The sequence below is a fragment of the Arthrobacter sp. TmT3-37 genome (genome assembly GCF_054510835.1).
In genome coordinates this window covers 423,026-449,070 of sequence record NZ_JBTNDU010000001.1, presented here as the reverse complement: position 1 = coordinate 449,070, position 26,045 = coordinate 423,026, and the positions used below count along the sequence as shown (strand labels likewise).

At 69.8% G+C, this 26,045-nt stretch carries 27 protein-coding genes and 1 tRNA gene; 14 read left to right on the top strand and 14 right to left on the bottom strand.

Annotated features, from left to right (window positions below; all coding sequences use genetic code 11):
* Both ACX80U_RS02120 and ACX80U_RS02115 read left to right on the top strand, forming a co-directional pair.
* Positions 1–399, top strand: coding sequence for a DUF779 domain-containing protein (locus tag ACX80U_RS02120; RefSeq protein WP_133081063.1), 399 nt, complete (start codon positions 1–3; stop codon positions 397–399).
* Between the two features lie 158 nt (positions 400–557).
* Positions 558–1,304 carry an ANTAR domain-containing protein gene (locus ACX80U_RS02115; RefSeq protein ID WP_133081062.1) on the top strand — a complete coding sequence of 249 codons (747 nt, stop codon included), beginning with the start codon at positions 558–560 and terminating at the stop codon, positions 1,302–1,304.
* Positions 1,305–1,322: 18 nt separating this feature from the next.
* Here ACX80U_RS02115 and ACX80U_RS02110 read toward each other — a convergent pair whose 3' ends face one another.
* From ACX80U_RS02110 to ACX80U_RS02100, 3 genes are all read right to left on the bottom strand, one after another.
* Positions 1,323–2,324 (bottom strand): asparagine synthase-related protein, encoded by a 1,002-nt coding sequence (locus tag ACX80U_RS02110; protein ID WP_459267238.1) that lies wholly within the window; start codon positions 2,322–2,324, stop codon positions 1,323–1,325.
* A gap of 38 nt (positions 2,325–2,362) precedes the next feature.
* The gene (locus tag ACX80U_RS02105) at positions 2,363–3,040 is read right to left on the bottom strand and encodes a hypothetical protein (protein ID WP_459267344.1); all 678 of its coding nucleotides are present in this window, start codon (positions 3,038–3,040) and stop codon (positions 2,363–2,365) included.
* A gap of 326 nt (positions 3,041–3,366) precedes the next feature.
* Entirely contained in the window at positions 3,367–4,341 is a 975-nt protein-coding gene (locus ACX80U_RS02100; protein ID WP_459267237.1) for an aldo/keto reductase, read from the bottom strand.
* A gap of 126 nt (positions 4,342–4,467) precedes the next feature.
* Between ACX80U_RS02100 and ACX80U_RS02095 the strand changes: the two genes are divergently transcribed.
* Positions 4,468–5,205, top strand: a complete 738-nt coding sequence (locus ACX80U_RS02095) for a TetR/AcrR family transcriptional regulator (RefSeq protein WP_459267236.1) — start codon at positions 4,468–4,470, stop codon at positions 5,203–5,205.
* 48 nt (positions 5,206–5,253) lie between these two features.
* Positions 5,254–7,806: an MMPL family transporter gene (locus ACX80U_RS02090; protein WP_459267235.1), complete on the top strand. Its 2,553-nt coding sequence runs from the start codon at positions 5,254–5,256 to the stop codon at positions 7,804–7,806.
* 66 nt (positions 7,807–7,872) lie between these two features.
* Here the strand turns inward: ACX80U_RS02090 and ACX80U_RS02085 are convergent, their stop codons facing one another.
* The 5 genes from ACX80U_RS02085 to ACX80U_RS02065 all read right to left on the bottom strand — a co-directional run bounded on the left by ACX80U_RS02085 (position 7,873) and on the right by ACX80U_RS02065 (position 12,203).
* Positions 7,873–8,511: a YitT family protein gene (locus ACX80U_RS02085; protein ID WP_459267234.1), complete on the bottom strand. Its 639-nt coding sequence runs from the start codon at positions 8,509–8,511 to the stop codon at positions 7,873–7,875.
* A gap of 103 nt (positions 8,512–8,614) precedes the next feature.
* Positions 8,615–8,998, bottom strand: coding sequence for a hypothetical protein (locus ACX80U_RS02080; protein WP_459267233.1), 384 nt, complete (start codon positions 8,996–8,998; stop codon positions 8,615–8,617).
* Positions 8,999–9,094: 96 nt separating this feature from the next.
* Positions 9,095–10,105: an adenosine deaminase gene (locus ACX80U_RS02075; protein ID WP_459267232.1), complete on the bottom strand. Its 1,011-nt coding sequence runs from the start codon at positions 10,103–10,105 to the stop codon at positions 9,095–9,097.
* A 112-nt stretch (positions 10,106–10,217) separates the two neighbouring features.
* The gene (locus ACX80U_RS02070) at positions 10,218–11,705 is read right to left on the bottom strand and encodes a catalase (RefSeq protein ID WP_133082305.1); all 1,488 of its coding nucleotides are present in this window, start codon (positions 11,703–11,705) and stop codon (positions 10,218–10,220) included.
* A gap of 27 nt (positions 11,706–11,732) precedes the next feature.
* Positions 11,733–12,203 (bottom strand): Fur family transcriptional regulator, encoded by a 471-nt coding sequence (locus tag ACX80U_RS02065; RefSeq protein ID WP_432206091.1) that lies wholly within the window; start codon positions 12,201–12,203, stop codon positions 11,733–11,735.
* Between the two features lie 92 nt (positions 12,204–12,295).
* Between ACX80U_RS02065 and ACX80U_RS02060 the strand changes: the two genes are divergently transcribed.
* The 3 genes from ACX80U_RS02060 to htpX all read left to right on the top strand — a co-directional run bounded on the left by ACX80U_RS02060 (position 12,296) and on the right by htpX (position 15,339).
* Positions 12,296–13,000, top strand: coding sequence for an alpha/beta fold hydrolase (locus ACX80U_RS02060; protein ID WP_133082306.1), 705 nt, complete (start codon positions 12,296–12,298; stop codon positions 12,998–13,000).
* 52 nt (positions 13,001–13,052) lie between these two features.
* Complete coding sequence (locus ACX80U_RS02055; protein WP_459267231.1) at positions 13,053–14,339, top strand: MFS transporter; 1,287 nt, start codon at positions 13,053–13,055, stop codon at positions 14,337–14,339.
* A 121-nt stretch (positions 14,340–14,460) separates the two neighbouring features.
* The gene (htpX, locus tag ACX80U_RS02050; RefSeq protein WP_133082308.1) at positions 14,461–15,339 is read left to right on the top strand and encodes a zinc metalloprotease HtpX; all 879 of its coding nucleotides are present in this window, start codon (positions 14,461–14,463) and stop codon (positions 15,337–15,339) included.
* 72 nt (positions 15,340–15,411) lie between these two features.
* Here the strand turns inward: htpX and ACX80U_RS02045 are convergent, their stop codons facing one another.
* A complete protein-coding gene (locus tag ACX80U_RS02045; protein WP_104051037.1) occupies positions 15,412–15,900 on the bottom strand; it encodes a YajQ family cyclic di-GMP-binding protein in 489 nt (162 codons plus the stop codon).
* Positions 15,901–16,068: 168 nt separating this feature from the next.
* Between ACX80U_RS02045 and ACX80U_RS02040 the strand changes: the two genes are divergently transcribed.
* Together ACX80U_RS02040 and ACX80U_RS02035 are read left to right on the top strand one after the other, a co-directional pair.
* Positions 16,069–16,446, top strand: a complete 378-nt coding sequence (locus tag ACX80U_RS02040) for a hypothetical protein (protein WP_459267230.1) — start codon at positions 16,069–16,071, stop codon at positions 16,444–16,446.
* Between the two features lie 88 nt (positions 16,447–16,534).
* Positions 16,535–16,616 (top strand) — tRNA-Tyr (locus ACX80U_RS02035).
* A gap of 130 nt (positions 16,617–16,746) precedes the next feature.
* On the opposite strand, the gene ACX80U_RS02030 is transcribed toward ACX80U_RS02035, so the two are convergent.
* Positions 16,747–18,852, bottom strand: coding sequence for an acyltransferase family protein (locus tag ACX80U_RS02030; RefSeq protein ID WP_459267229.1), 2,106 nt, complete (start codon positions 18,850–18,852; stop codon positions 16,747–16,749).
* A gap of 182 nt (positions 18,853–19,034) precedes the next feature.
* Between ACX80U_RS02030 and ACX80U_RS02025 the strand changes: the two genes are divergently transcribed.
* A complete protein-coding gene (locus tag ACX80U_RS02025) occupies positions 19,035–20,090 on the top strand; it encodes an acyltransferase family protein (protein ID WP_459267228.1) in 1,056 nt (351 codons plus the stop codon).
* On the opposite strand, the gene ACX80U_RS02020 is transcribed toward ACX80U_RS02025, so the two are convergent.
* Positions 20,077–20,592, bottom strand: coding sequence for a DUF6314 family protein (locus ACX80U_RS02020; RefSeq protein WP_459267227.1), 516 nt, complete (start codon positions 20,590–20,592; stop codon positions 20,077–20,079). The genes ACX80U_RS02025 and ACX80U_RS02020 overlap by 14 nt on opposite strands.
* Positions 20,593–20,685: 93 nt before the next feature.
* On the opposite strand from ACX80U_RS02020, the gene ACX80U_RS02015 reads away from it, so the two are divergent.
* Both ACX80U_RS02015 and ACX80U_RS02010 read left to right on the top strand, forming a co-directional pair.
* Positions 20,686–21,126 carry a MarR family winged helix-turn-helix transcriptional regulator gene (locus ACX80U_RS02015; RefSeq protein WP_459267226.1) on the top strand — a complete coding sequence of 147 codons (441 nt, stop codon included), beginning with the start codon at positions 20,686–20,688 and terminating at the stop codon, positions 21,124–21,126.
* A 10-nt stretch (positions 21,127–21,136) separates the two neighbouring features.
* Positions 21,137–22,357, top strand: a complete 1,221-nt coding sequence (locus ACX80U_RS02010; RefSeq protein WP_459267225.1) for an MFS transporter — start codon at positions 21,137–21,139, stop codon at positions 22,355–22,357.
* Positions 22,358–22,387: 30 nt separating this feature from the next.
* On the opposite strand, the gene ACX80U_RS02005 is transcribed toward ACX80U_RS02010, so the two are convergent.
* Positions 22,388–22,819: a DUF1810 domain-containing protein gene (locus ACX80U_RS02005; protein WP_459267224.1), complete on the bottom strand. Its 432-nt coding sequence runs from the start codon at positions 22,817–22,819 to the stop codon at positions 22,388–22,390.
* A gap of 91 nt (positions 22,820–22,910) precedes the next feature.
* On the opposite strand from ACX80U_RS02005, the gene trxA reads away from it, so the two are divergent.
* Entirely contained in the window at positions 22,911–23,300 is a 390-nt protein-coding gene (gene trxA / locus ACX80U_RS02000) for a thioredoxin (protein WP_133082339.1), read from the top strand.
* Positions 23,301–23,359: 59 nt separating this feature from the next.
* On the opposite strand, the gene ACX80U_RS01995 is transcribed toward trxA, so the two are convergent.
* Positions 23,360–23,650 carry a putative quinol monooxygenase gene (locus tag ACX80U_RS01995; protein WP_133082340.1) on the bottom strand — a complete coding sequence of 97 codons (291 nt, stop codon included), beginning with the start codon at positions 23,648–23,650 and terminating at the stop codon, positions 23,360–23,362.
* Between the two features lie 60 nt (positions 23,651–23,710).
* On the bottom strand, positions 23,711–24,685 hold the full coding sequence (locus tag ACX80U_RS01990) for a DNA-3-methyladenine glycosylase family protein (protein WP_459267223.1): 975 nt from the start codon (positions 24,683–24,685) through the stop codon (positions 23,711–23,713).
* Positions 24,686–24,796: 111 nt separating this feature from the next.
* Between ACX80U_RS01990 and ACX80U_RS01985 the strand changes: the two genes are divergently transcribed.
* Entirely contained in the window at positions 24,797–26,038 is a 1,242-nt protein-coding gene (locus ACX80U_RS01985; protein WP_459267222.1) for a CapA family protein, read from the top strand.
* Positions 26,039–26,045 lie beyond the last annotated feature (7 nt).

The following is a 26,045-nucleotide window of genomic DNA, read 5'->3' as shown; positions in this document are numbered from 1 at the left end:
ATGACCGTCGAAGCCTCGGTGACCCTCCCGGGGGAGACCTCCTCCCGGGTGGCGCTGACGGACAGCGCCGTCGAGCTGCTGGAGAAGCTGTGGCTCATCCACGGGCCGTTGATGTTCCACCAGTCCGGCGGGTGCTGCGACGGCTCGTCGCCGATGTGCTACCCGGCCGGGGAGTTCATCACGGCGGAGGCGGACGTGCTGCTCGGCGTCCTGGACATCTCGACCGTCGGCGACGAGCCTCGCCTCATCGAGTTCTGGATGTCCCGTGAGCAGTTCGAGTACTGGCGCCACACGCACCTGACGGTCGACGTGGTGCCCGGACGGGGGAGCGGCTTCTCGGTCGAGGCACCGGAGGGCAAACGGTTCCTCATCCGCTCGAGGCTGATGGCCCAGCCGTGACGGACAGGGGCCCGGGAACCCGGGCCCCTGTCCGTACCCCTCAGGCATCGACACCCGCTGCCACGACGCAGGTCACTGGTACGGTGGGGTTCCGCGGGCCACCGCCGGGCAGTTCGTCCGGCCCGGACGCGGTGCCGCTGCAGGCAGGGGAGACTTCCATGATCACGGACGACGGGCAAGGGGAGCATCGCGGGCCCTGGGTCGCCCCGCACGACGACGTCGCCGGTCGGCTGAGCGACCTGGCGCGGTCCCTGCAGCAGGAGGACTCCGAGGATGCCGTGCTCGAGCACCTGGTGCGCGCCGCGATCAGCCTCGTACCCGGCGCCGACGAAGGATCGATCACGCTCGTCATGGCGCGCCGCCGGGTCGAGTCCCGCGCACCGTCGGGAGACCTTGCGCGGGCGATCGACGAACTCCAGGAACGGACCGGCGAAGGGCCGTGCATGAGCGCGGTGTACGACGAGCAGACCGTCCGGGTGCCCGACCTGCGTACCGAGAGCCGGTGGCCGGAGTTCTCCACGAAGGCGGTCCGGGCGGGCGCGGGCAGCATGCTGTCCTTCCAGCTCTTCGTCGAGGGCGACAACCTCGGGGCGCTCAACCTCATCGGCCGCGCCCCGCACGCCTTCACGGAGGAATCGGACTACGTGGGCCGGCTGGTGGCGTCCCATGCCGCGGTCGCCTTCGCCGACGCGCAGAAGCTCCACCAGTTCAAGGACGCCATCGCCACCCGTGATCTGATCGGCCAGGCCAAGGGCATCCTCATGGAGAGGTACGGCATCACCGCGGGGCAGGCGTTCATCATGCTGGTGAGGGTGTCCACCGAGATGAACCTCAAACTGCTGTCCGTGGCCGACGAGCTGGCGAACACGGGCAATTTCCCGGCACGCCGGAAGGGCAGGAGCTGACGGGCCGCCTCCGCGCCGTCACCCCGTGATGCCGTGCCGCTGGAGCCAGAGCTCCAGCACGCCGAGCTGCCACAGCATGTTGTTGCCGCCCGGGCTGTAGTGTCCGTTCGGCTCGTCCAGCAGGAGGTCGACGTAGTCGGCGCGGAAGAGCCCTCGGTCCTTCGCCTCGGGGGCCCGGAGGGCCTCGCGCACGGTCGTGAGCAGCGGTTCGGCCAGATACTTGACGGGTGGGACGGGGAAGTAGCCCTTGGGCCTGTCGATCACCTCGGGCGGGATGACCTGCCGGGCGATGTCCTTGAGGATGCCCTTCCCGCCCTGCGTGGCCTTGAACTCGGGCGGGCACTGCGCGGCGAGGGTGACGAGGTCCTGGTCGAGGAAGGGGACGCGGGCCTCGAGCCCCCACGCCATCGTCATGCTGTCCACGCGCTTCACGGGGTCGTCGACCAGCAACAGGTGGGTGTCGAGCCGCAGGACGGCGTCGAGTGCGGTGTCGGCGCCGGGAGCGTCGAGGTGTGCCTCCAGCAGCGCGCGGCTCACGTCGGTGTCCGTGTACCATTCGGGCTCGACGACGTCGGCGATCTGTTCGTGCGTGCGGTCGAGGAATGCGCCGCGGAAGGCATCGAGCGCCTCCCTCCGGGATGCCGTCCCGGCGGGCTGGTGGTAGGCGTACCCGGCGAACACCTCGTCCGCGCCCTGCCCGGACTGCACCACCTTGATGTGCTCCGAGACCGTCTTCGAGAGGAGATAGAACCCCGTCACGTCCTGGGTGCCCATGGGCTCGGTCATCGCACCGATCGTGTCCTCGATGGCCGGCACGAGCTCCGAGCTTGCGATGGAGATGCGGTGGTGACGCGTCCCGTACTTCTCGGCGACGAGGTCCGAGTACCGGAATTCGTCGCCCTCCTCCCCGCCCGCGCCGTCGAAGCCGATGCTGAAGGTGCTCAGTCCCTCCTGCCCGAGTTCGGCGAGCAGCGCCACGATGAGGCTCGAGTCGACGCCGCCGGACAGCAGCACGCCCACGGGCACGTCCGAGACGAGCCGGCGCCGGACGGCGGTGGTCAGGGACTCGTGCAGCGCGTCCTGCCAGTCATCGACGCTCCAGTCCGCCTTGCCGGGTCACGCACGTAGTCGGGCTTCCAGTACACGCGGTCGCGCCGGCCGCCATCGGCGTCGATCACCCGGACGGTCGCGGGAGGCAGCTTGCGGACACCCCGCAGGATGGTCCGCGGGGCGGGGACGATGGAGTGCCAGCTCAGGTAGTGGTGGAGCGCCACCTCGTCGATGGAGGTGTCCACACCGCCGCCGGCCACGAGGGCTGGGAGGGTGGAGGCGAAGCGCAGCCGTCCCGGCAGTTCCGCGATGTAGAGGGGTTTGATGCCGAGGCGGTCCCGCGCCATCACGACGCGCTCGCGGCGCTCGTCCACGACGGCGACGGCGAACATCCCCACGAGGTGGTCCACGAAGTCCTCGTCCCAGCGCTGGTACGCGCGCAGGATGACTTCGGTGTCGCTCGTGGAGGAGAAGACAGTGTCGCCGCCGAGTTCGGCCCTGAGCTCCGGGTAGTTGTAGATGCAGCCGTTGAAGACGATGGTCAAGCCCGAGCCGGAGTCGTGCATGGGCTGGGCACCCGCCTCGGAGAGGTCGATGACGGTGAGGCGCCGGTGTCCCAGGGCGACCCGGCCGTTGGTCCAGCTCCCGTGCCCGTCCGGGCCCCGCGACGCCATCGCGGCCGTCATGCGCGCCACGGATTCCTGCTCCGCACGAGCACCCCCGAAGGCTATCTCACCGGCGATCCCACACATTCGTCCTCCACGTCTTCCGCGTCCTGTACTCGGGCTCCACGGGGTGCGGAGCTGATCCGGAAACCGGTCATCGTCGGAAGCGCGGTGCTCACCCTCCGGCTCGTCGGAGGGTGTGCGGCTCCAGCTTCGCCGCCGCCTCCCGCAGAGGGGTCGCCGCGCGCCTCGACCGGATTGCGAAGCATGCCTACGGTCTACCATCCGGGGGATGATGGACGGTCGGGAAGATTGCGGTTGCCAACCGCCCGTCGTGCCGACCGCGGCTAGCGGTCGACGCCGGACATGTCCTCGTAACGGTCGCCGACGGGTGCGGCGACGGCGTCGAGTTGCTCCAGCTGGCCGGCCGTGAGGGTGAGGCCGTCCGCGGCGACGTTCTCCTCGAGGTAGTGCACCTGCTTGGTCCCGGGGATGGGAGCGATGTCGTCCCCCTGCGCGAGGAGCCAGGCCAGGGCCACCTGGCCCGGCGTGGCTCCGACCTGCTGGGCGACGTCGTCCACCTGTTCGACGATCCGGATGTTCGCCTGCAGGTTCTCTCCTGCGAAGCGGGGATTCCGGCGGCGGAAGTCCGACTCGTCGAGTGCGTCCACCGAGCGGATGGTGCCGGTCAGGAATCCCCTGCCCAGCGGCGAATAGGGTACGAACCCGATACCGAGTTCGCGGACCAGGGGGAGGAGCTCGCGTTCTGGATCCCTGCTCCACAGGGAGTACTCGGTCTGCAGCGCCGTCACGGGATGGACGGTGTGCGCCCGGCGGATCGTCTCCGGGGCCGCTTCGGAGAGCCCGATGTGCAGGATCTTGCCCTCCCGCACGAGGTCCGCCAGGGCGCCCATGGTCTCCTCCACGGGGACCGAGGGGTCCATCCGGTGCTGGTAGTAGAGGTCGACGTGGTCGGTGCCGAGCCGCCGGAGCGATCCGTCGATCGAGAGGCGCACGTTCTCCGGGCTCCCATCGACGCCCATGGCGTCTCCTGCGGTGTGGCGGATGGTGCCGAACTTCGTGGCGATCACGACGTCGTCCCGCCGGTCCTTCAGGGCCCGGCCGAGCAGTTCCTCGTTCGTGTACGGGCCGTACATCTCGGCGGTGTCGAAGAAGGTGACACCGAGATCGAGGGCGCGGTGGAGGGTCCTCGTCGCACCCGCGTCGTCGGTGCCGCTGCCGGTGTAGAACGCGGACATCCCCATGCAGCCGAGGCCGAGCCGGGAGACGTCGAGGCTGGAACCGAGTCGGATGGTCTTCATGGAGCCGCCTTGTGTCGAGGGAAGGGGTGCCCGGCCAGCGTACGCCCGGGGGGGCGGAACGCGTGCGGTGAGATTCGGCTGTCCCGTTGTTTGCACGGTGTGCAACTTTGCCCCTACGCTTGACCCGTGCTGAGTACTACCGAGAACGCCGGCCCCCTGGGCCGCCGTGAACAGAACAAGGTCGACACGCGCCGCGCGATCGCGGACGCGGCCTTCGACCTCGCCCGCTCCGTCGGTCCGGGAGCCTTCACCGTGGACCAGATCGCCGCGCGGGCCGGAGTGTCGCGCCGGACGTTCTTCAACTACTTCCACAGTGCGGAGGACGCCCTGACCGTGCGGACGGACGGGTTCCTCGAACTCGCGCTCGCCGTCTTCGGGCAGCTACCGCAGGACGAGCCGTTGTTCGACTCCATCGTCCGGGCGTTCTCCGAGACCACACGGATGGAGGGGCTGTCCCAGCACGGCGAGCTCTTCCGGATGGCGGACTCGAATCCCGATCTCCTGCGCGCACAGCTGCACTCGTGGGAGCGGGCGGAGGCCCTGATCGTCGAGGCCCTGCGTCGGCGCCTCGGACCTGCCGCATCCACCCTCTACCTCACCGCGCTGGTGGGGTGCGTGCTGTCCTGCACGAAGGCGGCCATGCGGGACTGGGCCGCCAGCACGCCCGAATCCGGCGACGACTCGGGCACGCAGCTCGAGGCGCGCATCCTCGCATCGCTGACCATGCTGCGGAACGGTTTCGCCGATCCCACGACCGATCTCACAGCCGATCCCACGACCGATTCCGCGGCGGACATCGCCGCGGACACGACGGCGACGGCGCAGGGCACGAGCCCTGTGCCGTCCGTAACCGCCGGTCCCTGACACCACCCCTTCCCCGGCCTCCGCCCCTCACCCCGCAAGGACCACTCCATGGCTTTTCTGCTCTACCGGCTCGGCTCGTTCGCGTTCCGGAGGAGGTGGTGGGTCATCTCCGCATGGCTGGCGATCATGCTCGCGGTGGCGGGGGCCGCCGTCGCCTTCTCGGGAACCCTCACGAACAACTTCACGATCCCCGGGACGGAGTCGCAGCGCATCTCCGACCGGTTGCGGGAGGAACTGCCCGAGGCCGTCGGCGGGACCGGCACCGTGGTCTTCACCACCGAGGACGGGACCCCCTTCTCGCCCGAGCAACGCGACGGGGTCGAGTCCGCTCTGGCAGCAATCGCGGACCTGGACGGTGTGCGCGGTGTCGTCGACCCGTTCGACGTCGCGGACCAGGTCGCCGCCGGTGGTCAGGAGATCGAAGCGGGCCGCGCCGAGCTCACGGCGAGCGAGCAGCAGCTGAGCGCGGGCGAGGCGCAGCTCGTGCAGGGCCAGGCCCAGCTCGACCAGCAGCGTGCGCAGCTCGAACAGGCCCGCGGAACGCTCCCGCCGGCGCAGGTGACCACCACCGAACAGCAGCTCGCGCAGGGACAGGCGCAGCTCGACGCGAGCCGGACCGAGCTCGCATCCGGCCGCGAGCAGCTCGAGTCCGGCAGGGCCGAGCTGGAGCTCGCCCAGCGTCAGCTCGAGGCGACGTCCGGCGTGAGCCTCGTCTCCGAGGACGGCACGACGGCGGTCGCCAGCGTGCAGTTCGAGCAGCAGATCAACGGCGTGTCGCCCGAACTGCGGGAAGCGGTCCAGGAGACGGCCGCCGACGCCGAGACAGCCGGCGTGGCCGTCGACTACAGCAAGGAGATCGTCGAGGACGTGTCGGGGATCGTCGGTGCCACGGAGGCCGTCGGCCTGGCCGTCGCCGCCGTCGTGCTGATCGTGATGCTGGGCACGCTGATCGCCGCGGGGCTCCCGCTCCTCATGGCCATCGTCGGCGTCGGGGTGGGCGTGGGCATCACGTTCGCGCTCTCCGGCGTGATCGAGATGAACAGCATCTCTCCCGTCCTCGCCCTGATGCTCGGGCTCGCCGTCGGCATCGACTATTCGCTGTTCATCGTGAACAGGCACCGCACGCAGCTGCTGCACGGGATGGACCTGCAGGAGTCGCTCGCCCGGGCCACGGGCACGGCGGGTAACGCGGTCCTCTTCGCCGGTATCACCGTGATCGTGGCCCTCGCCGCGCTGGCAGTACCGGGATTGCCGTTCCTGACGGTGATGGGACTGTCGGCCGCCGGGACCGTCGCGGTGTCCGTGCTCGTGGCCCTGACCCTCACGCCGGCCCTGCTCGCGGTGATCGGACGGCGGGTCGTCTCGAAGCGCCGCTGGGCCCGGACCCACGGTGGCAGGCACTCGGCCGCCGCACCGCTCGATACGGACAGCGGAACGTCCCTCGCCGACCAACGCGCGGCGCGGGGCGCGGGATGGGGTGGCATCGTCACGCGGCGGCCCGTCCTGACGGTCCTCGCCGGGATCCTCCTCCTCGGCGTCATCGCGATCCCTGCGGCACAGCTCCGCGTGGGCCTGCCCGACGGCGGCACCGAACCCGCCGACTCGACGGCGTTCCAGGCCTACAGCACGATCGGGGACAAGTTCGGCGCGGGCACCAACGGCCCGCTGATCGTCGTCGGGTCCCTGCCCGAGACCGCCGACGACGCCGAGCTGACCGCGTTGCGGCTGGACGTCAACGACCGCCTGCTCGAGGTGCCGGACGTCGCCGCATCCGTGCCCGCGGCGGTCAGCGAGGACGGTCGTACCGCGATCTTCCAGGTCCTCCCGGAGGAGGGCCCGGCGAGCGAGACCACCGAGAACCTCGTCCGGGATCTCCGCGCTCTGACCGACGACTTCGAGGAGGAGACGGGTGTCCCGATCGCCGTGACCGGGCAGACCGCCGCGAACATCGACGTGTCCGCGAAGCTGATGGAGGCGCTGCCGGTCTACCTGGGAATCGTGGTCGGCCTGTCACTGATCCTGCTCCTGCTGGTCTTCCGCTCGATCCTCGTGCCGGTCATCGCGACGGCCGGATTCCTGCTGTCCCTCCTGGCGAGTTTCGGCGCGACGGTCGCCATCTACCAGTGGGGCTGGCTCGGGGACTTCTTCGGGGTCACCAATCCGGGGCCCATCCTGAGCTTCCTGCCGATCATCCTGATCGGCGTCCTGTTCGGCCTCGCGATGGACTACCAGATGTTCCTGGTGTCGGGTATGCGTGAGGCGTACGTCCACGGTGACGACCCGAAGGCCGCGGTGCGCATCGGCTTCAGCCACGGCGCGCGCGTGGTCACCGCGGCGGCGATCATCATGGTGTCGGTGTTCGCGGGCTTCGTCTTCTCCCACCTCGCCATGGTGCGCCCGATCGGGTTCGGACTCGCCTTCGGCGTGCTGCTAGACGCGTTCGTGGTCCGCATGACGCTGGTTCCGGCCGCGATGTACCTGCTGGGACGGCACGCGTGGTGGCTTCCCGCCTGGCTCGAGCGGATCCTCCCGGACGTCGACGTCGAGGGTGCGAAGCTGCTCCGCGAGGAGAAGGAGGAGCGCGTACCGGTCTCCGTCTAGTCCTGCTCGTGCCGGGCGGCGCCGTCCTCGGGGCGTCGTCCGGCCGGTGCGTCCGGCCGGGAGCCGCTACGTGCCGAGGTAGCGGCCGGGCCTGTGGTTGAGGGCCAGGACCAGGTTGAGCAGAACGGCCCCGACGGCGGACAGCAGGACGCCGGCCGGCTCGACCACGGTGAGGGCCGTGAGGATGACGGCTGTGTCCAGACCCATCTGGACGTAGCCGGCCCGCCAGCCCAGGCGTTCCTGGAGGATCAGCGCGAGGATGTTGAACCCGCCGAGGCTCGCCTTGTGGCGGAAGAGGATCAGGAGCCCCACGCCTGCCAGCAGGTTCCCACCGAGGGCTGCATAGAGCGGATCCAGCATCACGTTCCCGAGCGCGAGGGGATGCAGGTAGGACAGGGCGGAGACCAGTGCGACCGCCGCCATGGTGCGCAGGGTGAAGTCCCATCCCTTCTTCCACACGGCCAGTGCGAAGAACGGCACGTTCACGGTGAAGAACAGGACGCTGAAGGGGAGTTCCCCCAGATAGCTCAGGAGCAGTGCCAGACCGGCGGTGCCACCGGTCACGGCGCCACTCGTCTTGAGGAGGAACAGGCCGAGCGACACCGTGAACGTTCCCGTGACGATCCCGAGGACGTCCTCGAAGGCCGAATGCCGGACGATCAGGTCCGGTTCGTCGGTCTCGGGTCGGGGCGCCGTGGTGTCCATGGCCGCAACGTACCATCGGGCGTTTCCGCGGATCCAACGGATAGGCATGGATGTGAAGGAAAGCACAGGGACAGGGTCCGGTGGTGGGTCCGCCGACGGTGGATCAGTGCAGCGGGACGCGGAGGTCCACCGGCGACGGCAGGTCCCGCCGGACGGCGGTCAACCAGTCCCGCGCGTCGTCCGCTTCCGCGAAGTACCGTGTCCGGCTGCGGGACTGGGCGATGAAGGCGGCGAGGACCCTGTCCACGGGGTCGCTCCCGATCAGCGCGATGGGCCCGAGGTGGCGGTAGGCCACGAGCATCTGGCGTGCAGGCGGCGTGATGTGCCTGACCAGGGTCAGGTGCACCAGCATCGGGGCGGAGTGCCAGTGCGGGAAATGCGTGATCGTGTTCGCGAGCACGTCGAGCTCGCCGGGCCCGATCACGGCTCCGGGCCGCCACAGGACCTCGAGGATCCCGGCCGCATGCAGGATCCTGAAGTCGTCCACGGTCGGTCCTCCTCCGTCGGTGCGCCGATGTGCAGCCGTTGCCTGCAGTCTCGCACCGCGGCGCCCGGGAGCCTAAACGGTGTCGGCCGGGGAAGCCTAGGCCACGCCGGCCGCGCCCGGCGCGGACCTCCAGGCCTCGACCTCGGCCAGGAGGGCGGCGCGCCGTTCCCCGCTGATGAACGCGGAGCGGAACGAGTTGGCGGCGAGGGTCGCGAGGTCGTCCACGCCCAGTCCGAAGGATTGCCGCAGCGCGGAGAAGTTGTCGTCGACGTACCCGCCGAAGTAGGCGGGATCGTCCGAGTTCACGGATACGTTCAGCCCGCGGGCCAGCATCGCCGGCAGCGGGTGGTCCCGGAGGGTGGCGACGGCGCGGAGCCGGACGTTCGAGAGCGGGCAGACCGTCAGCGGCACCTGGTCGGCGACGAGCCGCTGCACGAGCGCCTCGTCCTCGAGGCACCGGATGCCGTGGTCCAGCCGGTCCACCCGGAGGATGTCGAGCGCCTCCCGGACGTAGCCGGGCGGGCCCTCCTCGCCCGCGTGCGCGATGCACTTCAGGCCGGCGGCGCGTGCGACGTCGTACACCTCGGCGAAGAGCGATGGCGGATAGCCCACCTCGGCGGAGTCGAGGCCGATCCCGATGATCGGGGCCTCCATAGCGAGGAGGTCCCGCAGGACCGCGAGCGCCTCCGCGGCGGGGCGGTCGCGCAGGAAGGCGGCGATCAGCGAGGTGCTGATGCCGTAGTCGGCCTCGCTCGTGGACAGTGCTGCAGCCACTCCGCCGACACAGGTCTCGAGGGCGATGCCGCGGGCGAGGTGCGCCTGCGGGTCCATCATGATCTCCGCGTGCCGCACTCCGGCCGCGGCTGCGCGGCGGAGGTAGGCCCGGGTCATGTCGGTGAAGTCCGCCTCGGTGCGCAGCACGTCCATGTTGGCGTAGTACAGGTCGAGGAACGACTGCAGGTCGGTGAACGCGTAGCGATCCGCCAGGTCGGCCGTGTCGGCGTAGGGCAGGCGGATCCCGTTGCGGGCGGCCAGGGTGAAGATGAGCTCCGGCTCGAGGGTCCCCTCGATGTGCAGGTGCAGTTCGGCGCAGGGCAGGGAAGGCATGGTTCCAGCCTAGGGGCCCGCGCCGCTCCGCCGGAGCGCCGCACCTCGGACGGGCGGCGCGGGACACGGGAAAGGGCGGACCCGACCGGGCCCGCCCTTGTCCGTGCATCCCCTAGTAGAGGGCGGCCTCCGACTCGGTGGCCGGCGTGATGCCGTGGCCGAGGTTCGCGGCCAGCTTCGCGCCGAGCTCGGCGTCCACGTTCGCCCAGTACTGGATGGCGCGGGCGCGGATCTCGTCACTCTTCACGCCGCCGACCGCGCCGGTGATCGTCTCCAGGAAGCGCGCACGCTGCGCGTCGTCGAACACCTCGCGGTACAGCGTGCCGGCCTGGCCGAAGTCGTCGTCCTCCGCGTGCAGCGAGTGCGCTGCCCGGACGAGGTCGCCGTCGTTCTCCCAGCCGCCGTGCGCACCGTACTGCGCCGGATCCGCGGCGGGCCCGCCGACGGAGTTCGGTGCGTACACCGGGGTGGAGGAGGAGTTGAAGTAGTAGCGCGCCGCGCCGTCCTTCGAGTAGTTCCGCACCTCGTTCTTCGGCATGTTCACGGGCAGCTGCGCGTGGTTGGTGCCCACGCGGTAGCGGTGCGCGTCCGCGTAGGAGAAGATGCGGGCCTGCAGCATGCGGTCCGGGCTCGCGGCGATACCGGGCACGAAGTTCGACGGCGCGAACGTCGCCTGCTCGATCTGCGCGAAGTAGTTCTCCGGGTTGCGGTTCAGCGTGAGCCTGCCGACCGGGATGAGGGGGTAGTCGCCCTGCGGCCAGACCTTCGTGAGGTCGAACGGGTTGAAGCGGTACGTCTTCGCATCGTCGTAGGGCATGATCTGGACCTTGAGGTCCCAGCTCGGGTGGTTGCCCTTCGCGATGTTCTCCGAGAGGTCGCGCAGGTGGTGGTCGGCGTCCGAGCCGGCCAGCGCCTCGGCCTCGTCGACCGTCAGCACCTCGTGGCCCTGGTTGGACTTGAAGTGGTACTTGACCCAGAACTTCTCGTTGGACTCGTTGATCCACATGTAGGTGTGCGAGCCGTAGCCGTTCATGGTGCGCCACGAGTTCGGCAGGCCGCGGTCACCCATCAGCCAGGTCACCTGGTGCGCCGACTCGGGGCTGAGCGTCCAGAAGTCCCACTGCATGTCGGCGTCGCGCAGGTTGGTGCCGGGAAGGCGCTTCTGCGAGTGGATGAAGTCGGGGAACTTGATGCCGTCGCGGATGAAGAACACCGGGGTGTTGTTGCCCACGAGGTCGTAGTTGCCCTCGGAGGTGTAGAACTTCAGGGCGAAGCCTCGGGGGTCGCGCCACGTATCCGGTGAGCCCTGCTCGCCGGCCACGGAGGAGAAGCGGAGGAGGGTCTCCGTCGTCGTGCCCTTCTGGAAGAGCGCCGCGCGGGTGTACATGCTGACGTCCTCGGTGGTCTCGAAGACACCGAAGGCTCCGCCGCCCTTGGCGTGGACCACGCGCTCGGGGACGCGCTCGCGGTTGAACTGGGCCAGCTTCTCGATGAGGTAGTGGTCGGTCAGCGGGATGGCGCCGTCGCGGCCGAGGACGGACGAGTTGCTGTCATCGATGACGGGGGCGCCGGACTGCGTGGTGCTGAAGTTCGCGGACATAGTGCTCCTGTTCCTAGGGGTTGGGGATCAGTGGTGGCTGGGGGCTGCCGAGCGGCAGTCGTCGCAGAGGCCCTGGTAGAGGACCTCCGCGATCTGGATGGTCATGCGGCGTGCACCGGGCGACCACTCGGGGGTCAGGCAGGGCGCGTGTCCCACGGCGCAGTCGACGTCCTCGATCCGGCCGCAGCCGGTGCAGATCGCGTGGTGGTGGTTGTCGCCCACGCGGGTCTCGTACCGGGCGGGGGAGTGCGGCGTGTCGATGCGGCGCAGCAGGCCGATGTCGGTGAGGTCGGCCAGGATCACGTAGACGGACTGCACCGTGATGTGCGGCAGGTCCGCGCGGACCGCGGTCGCGGCGTCGTCGGCCGTGGCGTGGGGGTACTGCTCGACGGCGGCGAGGACCGCGAGGCGCTGGCGCGTCACGCGGCGGCCGTGGACATGCAGGGCTGCGGACCAGCGGGCCTCGCGGGCCTCCGGTGTCATCGCTGCCTGCATCATGGCTTCAGTGAACCAGTAAATCTGAGTTATTCATAATAAGGTCTGACTAACTTGCGCACCACGGGTGGCTCGCGATGGGTACCGTGGAAAGGGTGAACCTTCTCAAGCGTGGCCGGGCCTGGCTGCTGGACTACGCCTACGTGGGCTTCTGGCAGGTTCAGGGTTTCCTCTTCCGGGCCGATCCCGCCCAGTACCTCACTCCCGCCGCCGATGCTCCCCGAGGCAAGGCACCGGTGCTCCTCATCCCGGGCATCTACGAGACCTGGCAGTTCCTGCGGCCCGTCGCCGACCACCTGCACCGGGCAGGTCATCCCGTACATGTCGTGCAGAAGCTCGGGTACAACCGCGGCACCGTGGAGGCGATGGCCCAGCTCGCCGCCGGCTACCTCGAGGAGCACGACCTCACCGACGTCGTGATCGTGGCGCACAGCAAGGGCGGGCTGATCGGCAAGTTCCTCATGACCATGTCCGGCGTGGCACCGCGGATCACCCGTCTCGTCGCCGTCAACACGCCGTTCTCCGGTTCCGTCTACGCCGAATTCTTCTTCCTGCCGAGCATCCGCGCGTTCTCGCCGCGCAACCCGACGCTCCGGACGCTCCTGGCTAATCTCGCGCTCAACAGCCGCATCACCTCGATCTACGGGCGATTCGATCCCCACATCCCGGGCGGGAGCTTCGTGGAGGGGGCACGGAACGTCCAGCTGGACACCATGGGCCATTTCCGGCCCATCGCGGACAGGCGGGTCCTGCAGGAGATCGACCGCGCCATCGGGGCAGGGGAACGCGACTCCGCCTGAGGCGTGCCAGGTTCGTTGCTGCAGCGAATCAATGCCCGGCTAGACTTTCCCCGTGCCACGACTCCTCGCCGACATCACCCCGCTGAAGGAATCGCCGGCATTCCGGCGGCTCTACATCGGGTCGGCACTCTCGGCCATCGGCACGCAGCTCACCATCGTCGCCGTCAGCCTCCAGATCTACTCGCTCACCCAGTCCACGTTCAGCGTGGGCCTGCTCAGCCTGTTCGCACTCGTGCCCCTGGTCGTCGCAGGCCTCTACGGCGGGGCGATCGCCGACGCGCAGGACCGGCGGACCGTCGCCCTCTACTCCGGCTTCGCTCTGTGGGGCACCACCATGGCCGTCGCCGCGCAGGCCTGGATCGGCGTCGACAGCGTCTGGCTGCTGTATCTCCTGGTCGCCATCCAGTCGGGCGCCGCGGGCATCAACCAGCCCACCAGGAGCTCCATCATCCCGCGCCTCGTCCGCCCGGAACTGCTGCCGGCCGCCAATGCGCTGAGCATGATCACCTTCGGCCTCGCCTTCACCGTCGGGCCGCTGCTCGCCGGCCTCCTGGTGGCGCAGGTCGGCTACGCCTGGACGTACGCGGTCGACGTCGTCACCTTCACCTTCGCGCTGTGGGCCGTCTTCCGGCTCCCGTCCCTGCCCCCTGAGGGTCCCACCCGACGCGCCGGGCTCGCGACGGTCCTCGAGGGCTTCCGCTTCCTCGGTACGCGGCCGAACATCCGCATGACGTTCATCCTCGACCTGATCGCCATGATCACCTCCCAGCCGCGGGCGCTGCTGCCCGCCGTCGGGGCTGTGCTCATCGGCGGAGGTGAACAGACCGTCGGCATCCTGCTCGCCTCGGCCGCGTTCGGTTCGGTGCTGGCCGGCCTGTTCTCCGGACCCCTCGGTCGGATCCACAAGCACGGCAGGGCCGTGATCTGGTCGATCGTCGGGTGGGGTGCGTCCGTGGCGGGCTTCGGGCTCGTGGTCGTCATGGCGGGTTCGTCGGCCCTGCCGGTTCCCGGTGAGGGGGAACTGTCGGTGTGGGTGCTTCCTGCAGCAGCCTGCCTGGTGCTGGCAGGCATCGCCGATTCGGTCAGCAGCGTGTTCCGCAACACCATCCTGCAGTCCGCCACGCCGGACGCCATGCGCGGGCGCCTGCAGGGCGTGTTCATCGTCGTCGTCGCCGGTGGTCCCCGCCTCGGGGACATGGTGGCCGGCGGCCAGGCCGCCTGGCTGGGGGAGGGCTGGACCGCCGTCGTCGGGGGTGTCGCCTGTATCGTGCTGGTGCTCGCCGTGGCCCGTTGGCAGCCCCGGTTCGCACGGTACGACTCCCGCCGGCCGGAGGCCTGACCACCGCCCCGGCCCGTCCTCGGTGACGCCCATCGCCGTACGATGAAGGAACACCGCGCTCGGACCCGCCGTTGTACCGGTGGGCGGCGCCCGGCCGTCGTCGTCGTCGCAAGGAGTGACAGTGCACAACCATTTCAACGGTGCCAAGACGGCGTTGTTGTTCGGCGCCCTCATGGGGATCTTCCTCGTCTTCGGCGCAGTCGTCGCCGGCGCGACGCGCAGCTCGGCGTTCCTCTGGATCTTCGCCCTGCTCGGCGTCGGATCGATCGCCTACAGCTACTGGAACAGCGACAAGATCGCCATCCGCAGCATGCGCGCCGTCGAGGTCACCGAGCAGCAGGCGCCCGCCATGTACCGGATCGTCCGGGAGCTGAGCGCGCGCGCCGGCAAGCCCATGCCCCGGCTCTACGTCTCGCCGACCCCGGCCCCGAATGCCTTCGCCACGGGCCGCAACCCGGAGAACGCCGCCGTGTGCTGCACGCAGGGGATCCTGCAGCTGCTGAACGAGCGCGAGCTCCGCGGCGTACTCGGGCACGAACTCATGCACGTCTACAACCGCGACATCCTCACGGGCTCCATCGCGGCGGCCGTCGCCGGCGTGATCACGTCCGTGGCCCAGATGTTCGCGTTCGCCGGCATGATGGGAGGCAACCGCAACCAGGGCGGCAACCCGATCGGAGCACTGCTGCTCGCCTTTCTCGCGCCCCTCGCCGCAGGCCTCATCCAGACCGCCATCGGCCGCACCCGGGAATTCGACGCCGACGAGGACGGTGCGGCACTGACGGACGACCCGCTGGCGCTCGCATCGGCGCTCCGCAAGCTCGAGATCGGGACGCAGCGCGCACCGCTCCCGCAGGACCAGCGCCTCGTGAACACCTCACACCTCATGATCGCCAATCCGTTCAAGGGCGCCGGCATGAGCCGCCTGTTCGCCACCCATCCGCCGATGGACCAGCGCATCGCACGCCTCGAGGGCATGGCCGGCCGACCGCTCGGCTGATCAGCCCGGAACGACGACGGCGGCCCCACCTCCTGCAGGTGGGGCCGCCGTCGTCTGTGCCTCATGACCGGGTCAGCGCATGTTCACGAACTGAAGGTCCGCTTCGTCGAAGTTCTTGAGCAGGGCCATCGTGGCCTGCAGATCATCGCGCGACTTGGAGCTGACGCGCAGCTCGTCGCCCTGGATCTGCGACTTGACGCCCTTGGGCCCCTCGTCGCGGATCAGCTTGTTGATCTTCTTCGCGATGTCCTGGGCGATGCCCTCCTTGATGGAGGTCTCCAGCCGGAACTCCTTGCCGGAGGGGAAGGGTTCGCCGGTGTCCAGGGACTTCAGGGAGATGCCCCGCTTGATCATCTTGGACTGCAGCACGTCGAGCACGGCCAGTACACGCTCCTCCGAGTTGGCCTTCATGAGGATCTTCTCGCCGCTGAAGTCCACCTCCGCGCCGACCCCCTTGAAGTCGTACCGCTGCGCGATCTCCTTCTGCGCCTGGTTGAGCGCGTTGGCGACCTCCTGCTTGTCCACTTTGCTGACGACGTCGAACGTGGATTCGCTTGCCACGATTCCTCCTCGGGGTGATGGGATTTCCTGCCCTCAAGACTATCCGCAACCCTCCCGGCCCGCTGCGGTCCGGTTCACAGGCAGCAGTCAGGAGGCACAGGGGGTAGGCACCGGGTCCGGTGGCACGGTGGGACCACCCGTACCGCTTCCGCAACAGAGAGAACCGAGATGCCTGAACCACGACGCCGGCGCTACCAGATCCGCCTCCGCAAGGCGGTGGCGGGATCGTTCCTCGCCGCCGCCACGGCGGCGTCGCTGACGGGCTTCACGGCGGTACCGGCACTCGCCGTCCCGCCGAGGGCGGTGGCCGCGAGCTCCGAGTCCGTGGACGACGCCGCGAGCGACATCATCCTCGGACTCGATACCGCCTCGCAGGTGAGCGTCGCGTCGCCCGTCGCTGCGACGGACGGTGCCACGACCCCGGGGGAGCGTCTCGCGGGTGTCCGGGCCGACCTCGACCAGGCCGTCCTGTTCCGCATGGTGACGCCCCGGCAGGCGGACGCCTTCTACGCCCAGATCGAGCGCAGGGTGGCCGCAGGCCTGTGACGATCCACCCGATTCGTCACCGGGGCCGTTTGTCTGTAAAGTTGTCTTGCCCGCGCTTGCTGCGGGCGGTCTTCCTGTGAAGACGTTCGGCAGATTACCCGAGCGGCCAAAGGGGGCTGACTGTAAATCAGCTGGCAACGCCTACGGGGGTTCGAATCCCTCATCTGCCACAGCAAGGAGAGGCCGGTACTTCCGCTAGGAATAGTGGAAGTACCGGCCTTTCGCGTTGAAGCCCCCGGGCTCATGCCGTAGCGTCGCGACGAGGGTGTCCTTCCCCTCGGCGCCACCCTTCGAGCCCTGCTACGGCACGTCGAGCAGCGCGTCGAGCGGTGGCGCGAGGCGGGAGGAGAGGGACCGGACATACGTGGCGGTCAGGTGGTCGCCGTCCCGGTACACGAGGACGTCACCGATGACGGGCGGGCACTCGTCGGCAGGGCAGATGAAGTCGTTCAGGTCGATCAGGGTGGCTCCGGGGAGGCCCCGCGCCCCCGCCATCTGCGCCAGCCCCTTGTCGTCGGCTGCTTCGCCCCGGGGCGCGGAGCACTCGCCCAGTGCGGCGGTATTGGCCGCGACGCACTCCGGGACGTCGAACCCGGGTGCGGGGGTGTCCCTGATGACGGCCACCGGGATGTCGTTCCGGGTGAAGGTGCCCCAGGACCTCCGGAACGCCTCCGACATGGCAGCGACGTCGTCGGTCGCTCCGGAGATCCCGGCGCTGACGGTGTAGCTGCTGGTGATGACCATGCTGAGGAGGGGGTCCTCCTGCAGCAGGTCCTGCATCCGGCCGTTCCAGTCCATGCAGGTCGTGTACACCCTGCCCTTCCGCTCGAGCTCGCCCGTCGCGAAGGGGCAGGCGTCATGGATGTATGCCGTGAGCCTCCAGCCTCGCTCCTGGGCGATCTTCTCGAGGGCGGGGATCCATTGCTTCGCGTGCGAGTCACCCACGAGGGCCACGTGGATGTCCGATGCCCTCTCCCCGTACTCGCAGGAGACGATCTCGGTCTCACTGATCTTGGCCGAGTCGCAGGTGGGGAAGTCCTTCGCTGCGACGACGGGCATCGGCGCGATGTCCTCCGCCGTCGCCTGCGGTTCGAACCCGGCTGATCGCGGGTTCGCCGGGAGAGTTCTGGCGCCGTGGAGGACCGTCTGCACCTGCACACGAACGGCTTCCGCCCTGTCCACTTCCGTGCGGACCGCTGTGACGAGGAGCCCGCCGGCGATGCCGCCGACCACCATGAGGACGAGTCCGGTACAGACGCCGCGGAGGGAGGCGTCCCTGAACGCACTCCACCCGCTGACGGGTTTCTCGACGACGGCGTACGTGAGGTACGCGAGGCCGATCGAGAGCCCGGCGATGACGGTGCCCGTCACGGCGTCGGGTTCTCCGACCACCGCCGTCGCCACGACGATGAGCGGCCAGTGCCAGAGGTACAGGGAGTAGGAGATGTCCCCCAAAAAGGTCATGGGTCGGGTGCCGAGGACGAGGCCGGGCCCGAGCGGAGCCCGGCCGACGCCCGCGGCGATGACCAGGGCGGAGGACACCGTGGGGATCAGCGCAGCGCTTCCCGGGTACGGGACCGAGCCGTCGATCAGGACCGCGGAGGCGATGATGCCGCCCATTCCGGCCCACCCTGCAGTCGTCGCGACAGCGTGGGGGAGCCTCTCGAGCTGCGCGACGGCCACGGCGAGAAGGGCGCCGAGCGCAAGCTGCCAGAACCGCGTCGTCGAGGCGAAGTAGGCGGGCCCGGGAGCTGTCGCGGTGTAGTGGATGGACCAGGCCAGCGACGGCAGGAGCACCAGGGTGAGGGCGACGAGTAGCAGCGGGCGCAGACGTTCCATCGGGATCGGCCCGCTCCGGCGCCGCTTCCCCGTCAGGAGCCCCCCGGCGGCGATGAGGAGCAGGGGCCAGACCAGGTAGAACTGCTCCTCCACGGCAAGGGACCAGTAATGCTGGAGGGGCCCGGGGGCCGCGTCACTCGTGAGGTAGTCCACGGAGTCGGCGGCGAGCCGCCAGTTCTGGACGTAGGACGCCGAGGCGATGAGGTCCCACCCGATCGAGGCCCAGCGCGTGACGGGCAGGAGCACAGCGGTCAGCGCGGCCGTGACGACGAGCACGAGCGTCGCCGCCGGCAGCAGCCGCTTGGCCCTTCGCGCGTAGAACCCGACCAGCGAGACACGTCCGTCCTCGACGAGCTGCCGGAGGAGGAGCCCGGTGATCAGGAAACCGGAGATGACGAAGAAGACATCGACTCCCACGAATCCGCCCGGCACGAACGGCACCCCGAGGTGGTACAGCAGCACCGCGATCACCGCCACACTGCGCAGGCCCTGGATGTCCTGCCGGAAAGCCGACCTCCCCGCGGTGGGTGCTGTGCGCTCGGCCGCGCCGAGCAGACTGACTGCCAACAGGAAACCTCCAGAGAAACCGTGCGACCCCCGAGCGCTGTCGATCCCAGCGTAGCGCCGGGGCTTTCCCGCCCAGCCGTGCCGCCATCGGCTCGACCTGCCCGGGGAAAGCTGATAGGTCCGCTACCACAGGGACGTCCGAGCCATCCGCGGGTGGCCTGCCCTACGAAGAGTACCTAGGCATGCATACAGTGGAATTCGACGGCAGGGGAGGCGTGATCAGCGATATTCCGGGCGCTCGGATCGCCTGGCTCGACAGCCTGCGCGGTACGGCCATCCTCCTCGTCGTCCTGCTGCACGCAGCGGAGTCCCTCCGGCTGGCCGCCGGGCCGACGCCGGGCGTCGATACCCTGAACCTCTTCCTCGAGCCCTTCCGCATGCCCGTGCTGATGTTCCTCTCGGGGCTCCTGCTGCCACAGTCACTGGCCAAGCCCGGACGGAAGTACGTCGCCGGCAAGGTCTCCCGGGTGGCGTGGCCGTACGTCCTCTGGTCGCTGATCATCCTGGCGGCGAGTGGGGACCTCAGCCCGGGTGGAGTCGCCGAGATCCTCTACCGCTCGCCGACCTACCTCTGGTATCTCTGGTTCATCCTCGTCTTCTATGCGCTCGCCTATCCGCTGCGCCGCATCCCGCAACTCGTCCCCGCAGGTGCGGCGCTCCTGGTCTCGTTCGTGCTGCCGCACGGCAGCCGCCCCGAGACCATGGCCTTCCTGGCGGCCTTCTTCTTCCTCGGGGCGTGGTGTGCCCGGCACGCCCCGCTCCTGGTGAGGATCACCAGCCGGCCCTGGCTGCTGGCACCGGCCTTGGCCGCAGCCGTCACCGTGGGTGTCCTCAACGTGATGGGCCGGGACGTCCTGTACCGGGGGGAGTTCGCCTGGGGAGTAGCAGGAGCCCTGGGCGTCGTGTGCTGGCTGTTCCCGCGGCTCGGTACCAACCGGGCCACCGCGTTCCTCGCATTCGTGGGCCGCTACTCGATCGTGTTCTACGTCGCGCACCTGGGGCCGATCATGGTCACGCTCGCCCTGGCCGACGCCGTCGGCCTCGCCGGCGGATGGTTCCTGCTGCCGCTGCTGCTCCTGCTGGGGATCGGGCTGCCGCTCGGTCTCGCCTGGGTGTACTCGACGAGGGAGCATGCGTCGGTGAACCTCCTCTTCGAGCTGCCGGTACCGGGGCGGCGCCTCCGCGACCTCGGGTCCCGGCTCCGGTGGGCGAGGATCCGGGGGTCTACTCCCGCGTGAGGACGGTCGTCAGCAGGAGATCCTTCGCGGGCCCCGTGACGTCCCACGAGTACTCGACCGTGGTGGCCGAGGTGGCGGTGAAACGGACCCGGTAGGTGTCGGGCGCACATGCGTGCTCGTCGTAGGCCCGGCCCGAGGTGAGGTCGAGCCGGCACAGGAGCCGGCCATCGGGGAAGTGCACGAGGGCTGATCCGTCCCGGCCCCTCCGCACCAGATAGGTGCGGACCGCCGGACCCTGGAACTGCGGCCAGGCGACGATCCCCTCCTCCTCCCAGCGGAGGCCGTCGTCGTCGGGCGTGAAGGTGGTGGTCCCCATGAAGGTGCCCGTCAGACCACCGGCCCTGTCGAGGAGACGGCGCTCGGTGTGCCAGGAGCCCGCCAAAAAGGCCAGCGGGTCGCCGACCGCAGAGGGGGTGGAGTCGTATCGGTGCGCTGCCGCGGCATCCCCGCCGTCGAGCAGGGCCCGCGCCGGGTGGACAGCCGGTGCTGCCTCGTCCTGCATCGTCCCTCCTGGTGTCGGCTGCGTCCCACGCTAGCGGGGCTCGGCACCGCCGTCGATTGAGAACACCGCCCGAAAATGTTAGGCTACCTAACTATGAGCCTTCCTCCGACGGATACGCAGCTGCTGGCCCTCGCGCAGTCCTTCCGCACCACCCTGCGCCACGCCGTCTACCTCAGCCGGTCCATGGACAGCGACGGGGAACTGACCACCATGCAGATGAGCACCCTGAGCATGGCCGCGGACGAACCGCTCCGCGTGAGCCGGGTCGCCGCGAACCTCGGCATCCGCGTCCCGTCGGCGACCGAGCAGATCATCAAGCTGGAGCAGGCGGGGCTCGTCCTCCGGCAGCCCGATCCGACCGATTCCCGTGCCGTCCTCGTCCAGCTGACGGAGACCGGCCGCGAGGCCTGGGAGGCGGCCGGCAGGCGCCGCAACGAACGCGTCGCGGCACTGCTGGAACAACTCGACGACGATGACCGCGCGACACTGGCCGCCGCCCTGCCGATCATCGAAAAACTGAACCACACAGCCTAGGAGTACCCGAGTGACCACCCACGCACAGGCCGCGCAGCCCGCAACGGTCCTTGCCGAGGAGAAGCAGTCCTTCTTCCGGCAGCCCAGAGCCGTCTGGGCCACAGCTTTGGCGGCCGTCTTCGCCTTCATGGGAATCGGCCTCGTCGACCCGATCCTCCCGGCCATCGCCGAGAACCTCCAGGCCTCACCGAGCCAGGTGTCCCTGCTGTTCACGAGCTACTTCCTCGTGACGGCCGTCGCGATGCTCGTGACCGGCGTCATCTCCTCACGCATCGGTGGCAAGCGGACACTCCTGCTCGGGCTGGGCCTGATCGTGGTGTTCGCCTCGCTCGCCGGCCTGTCCGGCGACGTCGCCACCCTGGTCGGCTTCCGCGCCGGCTGGGGCCTCGGCAACGCGCTCTTCGTGGCCACCGCGCTCGCCGTGATCGTCGGTGTGGCCAGTGGCGGTACCGCGACGGCGATCATCCTCTACGAGGCCGCCCTCGGCCTCGGGATCTCCCTCGGCCCGTTGCTCGGTGCGCTCCTCGGCGGCTGGCAGTGGCGCGCGCCCTTCTTCGGCACCGCCGTCCTCATGGCCGCGGCATTTCTCGCCCTGATCATCCTGCTGCCCGCCACGCCCCGGCCCGCTACCACGACGTCGCTCACGGCACCGCTCGTCGCGCTCGGACACAAGGGCCTGCGCACCACCGCATCCAGCGCCCTGTTCTACAACTACGGGTTCTTCACGATCCTGGCGTTCACCCCCTTCGTCCTCGGCATGGACGCGTACGGGATCGGTGCGGTGTTCTTCGGCTGGGGCCTGATGGTGGCCATCTTCTCGGTCCTCGTGGCACCCGTGCTGCAGCGCATGCTCGGCACCACCCGCGTGCTGCTCCTGACCCTCGCGGCCCTGGCCCTCGTGCTCGTCGGCCTCACCCTGGCCGCCGAGCGTTCGGTGACCGCCGTCGTCGTCCTGGTGGTCGTCTCCGGCGCCCTGCTGGGCATCAACAACACCCTGTACACGGAACTCGCCATGGGTGTCTCGACCGCGCCGCGGCCCGTCGCCTCGGCCGGCTACAACTTCGTCCGGTGGATGGGCGGGGCGCTCGCACCCTTCGCCGCGACGAAGCTGGCCGAGGTCTTCGATCCCCGCGCCACCTACGCCGTCGCCGCGGTCATGGTGCTCGTCGCGGCGGGCGTGATCCTCGCCGGTCGCGCCTCGCTCACGCACGCCACCGGGACGGGCGAATAGGGCCGGAGCGACAGGGCCGGAGCGACGGCGTCAGCCGTCGAGGATCGACGTCGTCGCCTCGTCCTCCGCCCCCGCGTAGTACCGGTCCAGCAGCGCCCTGAACCACGGCTCCTGCGGCCCGGCCCGGTCGAAGAGCGTCATGGAGGACTGCAGCTTGCGGGCATCGATCCCGCCGAGCACCGCCACCGGATCGCCGCCCTGCAGATTGAGGAGGGCGTGGACACTCTCCATGAGGCGGGGGCCCAGGACCCGATGCGCGATGTAGGCGCGTGCCTCCTCGAGGGAGCCGATGGCGTACCGGACCGACGTCGGGCTGCTACCGAGTCCTGCCACCTGCGGGAAGACGAACCACATCCAATGCCCCGTCTTCCGGCCGTTCCGCAGCTCGGCGAGGGCCTGGTCGTAGGTGCCGTGGGCGTCCTGCGCGTCGACGAATCGTGCGAGGTCGTAGGGGTCGGTCATGCTGGCCTCCGGAGAAAAGGGTGGGTGGGCGGGCACTTCATCGGTAGCGAACAGGCCTGACAAGGGTCCAGGGGGTCGCTAGCGTTGAAGGATGTCGACAATCAATATCACTGAGGCAAGCTTCCCCGAGACCATCGAGGGCAACGACATCGTGTTCGTTGACTTCTGGGCCGACTGGTGCGGGCCGTGCAAGCAGTTCGCACCGGTGTACGACGCCGTCTCGCAGCAGCACGAGGACGTCACCTTCGCGAAGGTCGACACCGAGGCCGAGCAGTCGCTCGCCGCAGCCGCGGGGATCACCTCCATCCCCACGCTGATGGCGTTCCGCGAGAAGGTCCTCGTCTTCTCCCAGCCCGGCGCGCTCAACGCGACGCAGTTCGGTGAGCTGGTCGACGCCGTCAAGGGCCTGGACATGAAGGCCGTGCACGAGCAGATCGCGCAGCAGCAGGCGCAGGGCGACACCGCCGGCGACGCGCAGTAGCCGTCCTTCCGAACGGAAGCCCCGCACTCCTCGAGTGCGGGGCTTCTCTCGTTCCGGTGCTAGGCGGCCTGGTCCGACCGCACCATCTCCACGGGCCTGGCCAGCAGGGCGCTCAGCGATTCGCCGAGGTCCTGGACGGCGGGGCCGCGCAGGTGCGTGTCCAGCAGGTCGGTGGACTCCCACTGCTCGGTGAGGACGATGCGGTCCTCCTGCGCTTCGGTGATCTCGTACCGGATGCAGCCGGGCTCCTGCACCACCTGTTCGATGGCGATGTCCAGGGCGAGCTTCACGCGGAAGAACTCGCCGTCGAGCGGGGTGAATACTGCGGTGACGTCTACGGGTCGGCTCATGCCTCCACCCTAGCGGCGCCCGGATCGGCCGCCGCATCGTGTCACGCGCACAAGGCGGGCCTAGCGCCGGCGGTGGTCCTCGGGGGAGAGGCGGGGACCGAAGGTGGGCTTGCGGAAGCCGCTCGAGTACAGGGACCGCACCACGCGCTGGCGCTGCCCCTGCCACGGCGCGAGCAGCTCGATCATCCCGGCGTCGTCGGTCCGCCGCCCGGTGAGCGCAGCACCGACATAGGCCGCGAGGTGGTAGTCGCCGACGGAGATCGAGTCGGGACAGCCGTGCGTCCGCTGCACCACCTCGGCCGCCGTCCACACGCCGATGCCGGGCACGGACCGCAGGCCGGCACGGACCGCGTCACCGCCCGGCAGGGACGCGAGCCGTTCCAGCCCGGTCGCCACGAGGGCCGCCTTGAGGATGGTGGCCGAGCGTTTCGCGTCCACGCCGGCCTTGTGCCAGTCCCAGGACGGGACGCGGCGCCACTGCTCGGCGGTCGGGGGAAGGCGGAGTGCCGCGGGAGCGACGCCACCGGCACCCGGGGCGGGGTCGCCGTAGCGGACGAGCAGGTAGCGCCAGGCGCGCTTGGCCTCGATGCCGGTGACCTTCTGTTCGAGGATCGCCCGGGCCACCGTGTCGAGCATCCGCCCCGACGACGGAAGGCGCAGGCCGGGATTGAGGTACCGGCCCTTGCGGGCGAGGTCGGGCAGCGTGGCCCGGAACTCGGCGCAGTCGAAGGCGGTCCAGTCGTCGTGCGCTCCCAGCAGGCGGGGAAGGGATGCCAGCGCCCGGGCAGCCCCTGGCCCCCAGGCGTTCGCCTGGATGCGGCTGCTGGTCAGGGAGCCCCGCTGTCGCAGGGAGAGCGTGACGGGGCCGTCGACGGTACGGAAGGCGAGCCAGGAGTCGGGTCCCTGCACGAGAAAGGAGGGGTCGTGGGTGCCGCACTGCAGCGTGCCGATCGTCGCGGCGAGATTGTAGGGTCCGTCGGGGATCCACTCCGCGGCTTCCGCACCCGGGGGCACGACGGCGGGGGCGATGCTCATGCCTCAATCGTCCCACGGAGGCCGTGCTGTCCCGATGTCCGACGGCGTGTCACGCGGGGTCGCGCGGGAGTAGCATCAGGCATCCGGTGGAATCGTCCTGAGGAACAGCCGATGGTGGAGGCCCAGAGGAATCGGGGGTGGCAGTTCGTCGCGCCCGGGCTCCTCGTCCTCCTCGTCGTGATGGCCCTGCTGTGCGCAGGGTGCACGGTGGACCGTTCCGGGCGGGCGTCGCAGGATCCCGCACCGCAGGCAGCATCCCCTCGCACCTCGCCGAGCAGGTCGCCGCAACCGTCACCGTCCCCGCCGGCATGCGAGGACTGCGTCGGCATCGTCCTGACGGGAGACCTCCTGGTGCACCCGCAGCTGTGGGAGCAGGCCGCGGCGGACGCGGCGGTGACGGGCCGACTTCCGCTGGACTTCGGGCCGTTGCTCGCGGGCCAGCGCCCCTATCTCGCGGCCGGCACGCTCGGCGTCTGCCACCTCGAGACACCCGTGGCCGACGCGGAAGGACCGTTCAGCGGCTATCCGCAGTTCAACGTCCCGCCGCAGATCCTCGCCGCGGCGAAGGACGTCGGATACGACGCGTGCACCACCGCGAGCAACCACACCATCGACTGGGGCACCCAGGGGGTGGAACGCACGCTCGCGGCGCTGGACGCGGTGGGCCTCGACCACACGGGGTCCTATGCGAGCGCCGCCGATGCGGAGGAGGTCCTGATCCTCGACCAGCCACAGGCGAGGGTGGCGGTCATCGAGGCGACGTACGGGCTGAACGGACTGGTGCCCGACGAGCCGTGGCGCGTGGACCTGATCGATGCGCAGGACATGATCGCGAAGGCGACGGCGGCCCGGGGCCAGGGGGCGGACATCGTGATCGCTGCACTGCACGCCGGCGACGAATACGCTTCCGTCCCGAACGCCCAGCAGGTGGAGGTCGCCCACGCGCTCGCGGACAGCGGCGAGATCGACGTCGTCTACGGCCACCACACCCACTCGGTCCTGCCGGTCGAGCGCTACAACGGCACGTGGATCGCGTACGGGCTGGGCAACGGGGTGACAGAGCTGTCACCCGCCCACGAGGTCAACAACGAAGGCCTGATGATCCGGGTCCGGCTGAGCCGGGCTGCCGGCGGCGGCTGGTCCGTCTCCGGCTTCGACTGGGTGCCGTCCCTGATCGTCGCGGCACCCTACCGCTGGTGTTCCGTCGCCCCCGATCGGCCGGTCGGGGCCTGCTCGTCCCCGGAGCACGAGGCAGCGGTGCGCGAGCGGACCCGGCGCGTGGTCGAGTCGCGCGGCGCGGCCGGCGCGGGTGCCCGCCTGTGGGAGGTCTCCGCCGACGGGGCGGGGCGCTAGGGCCGCG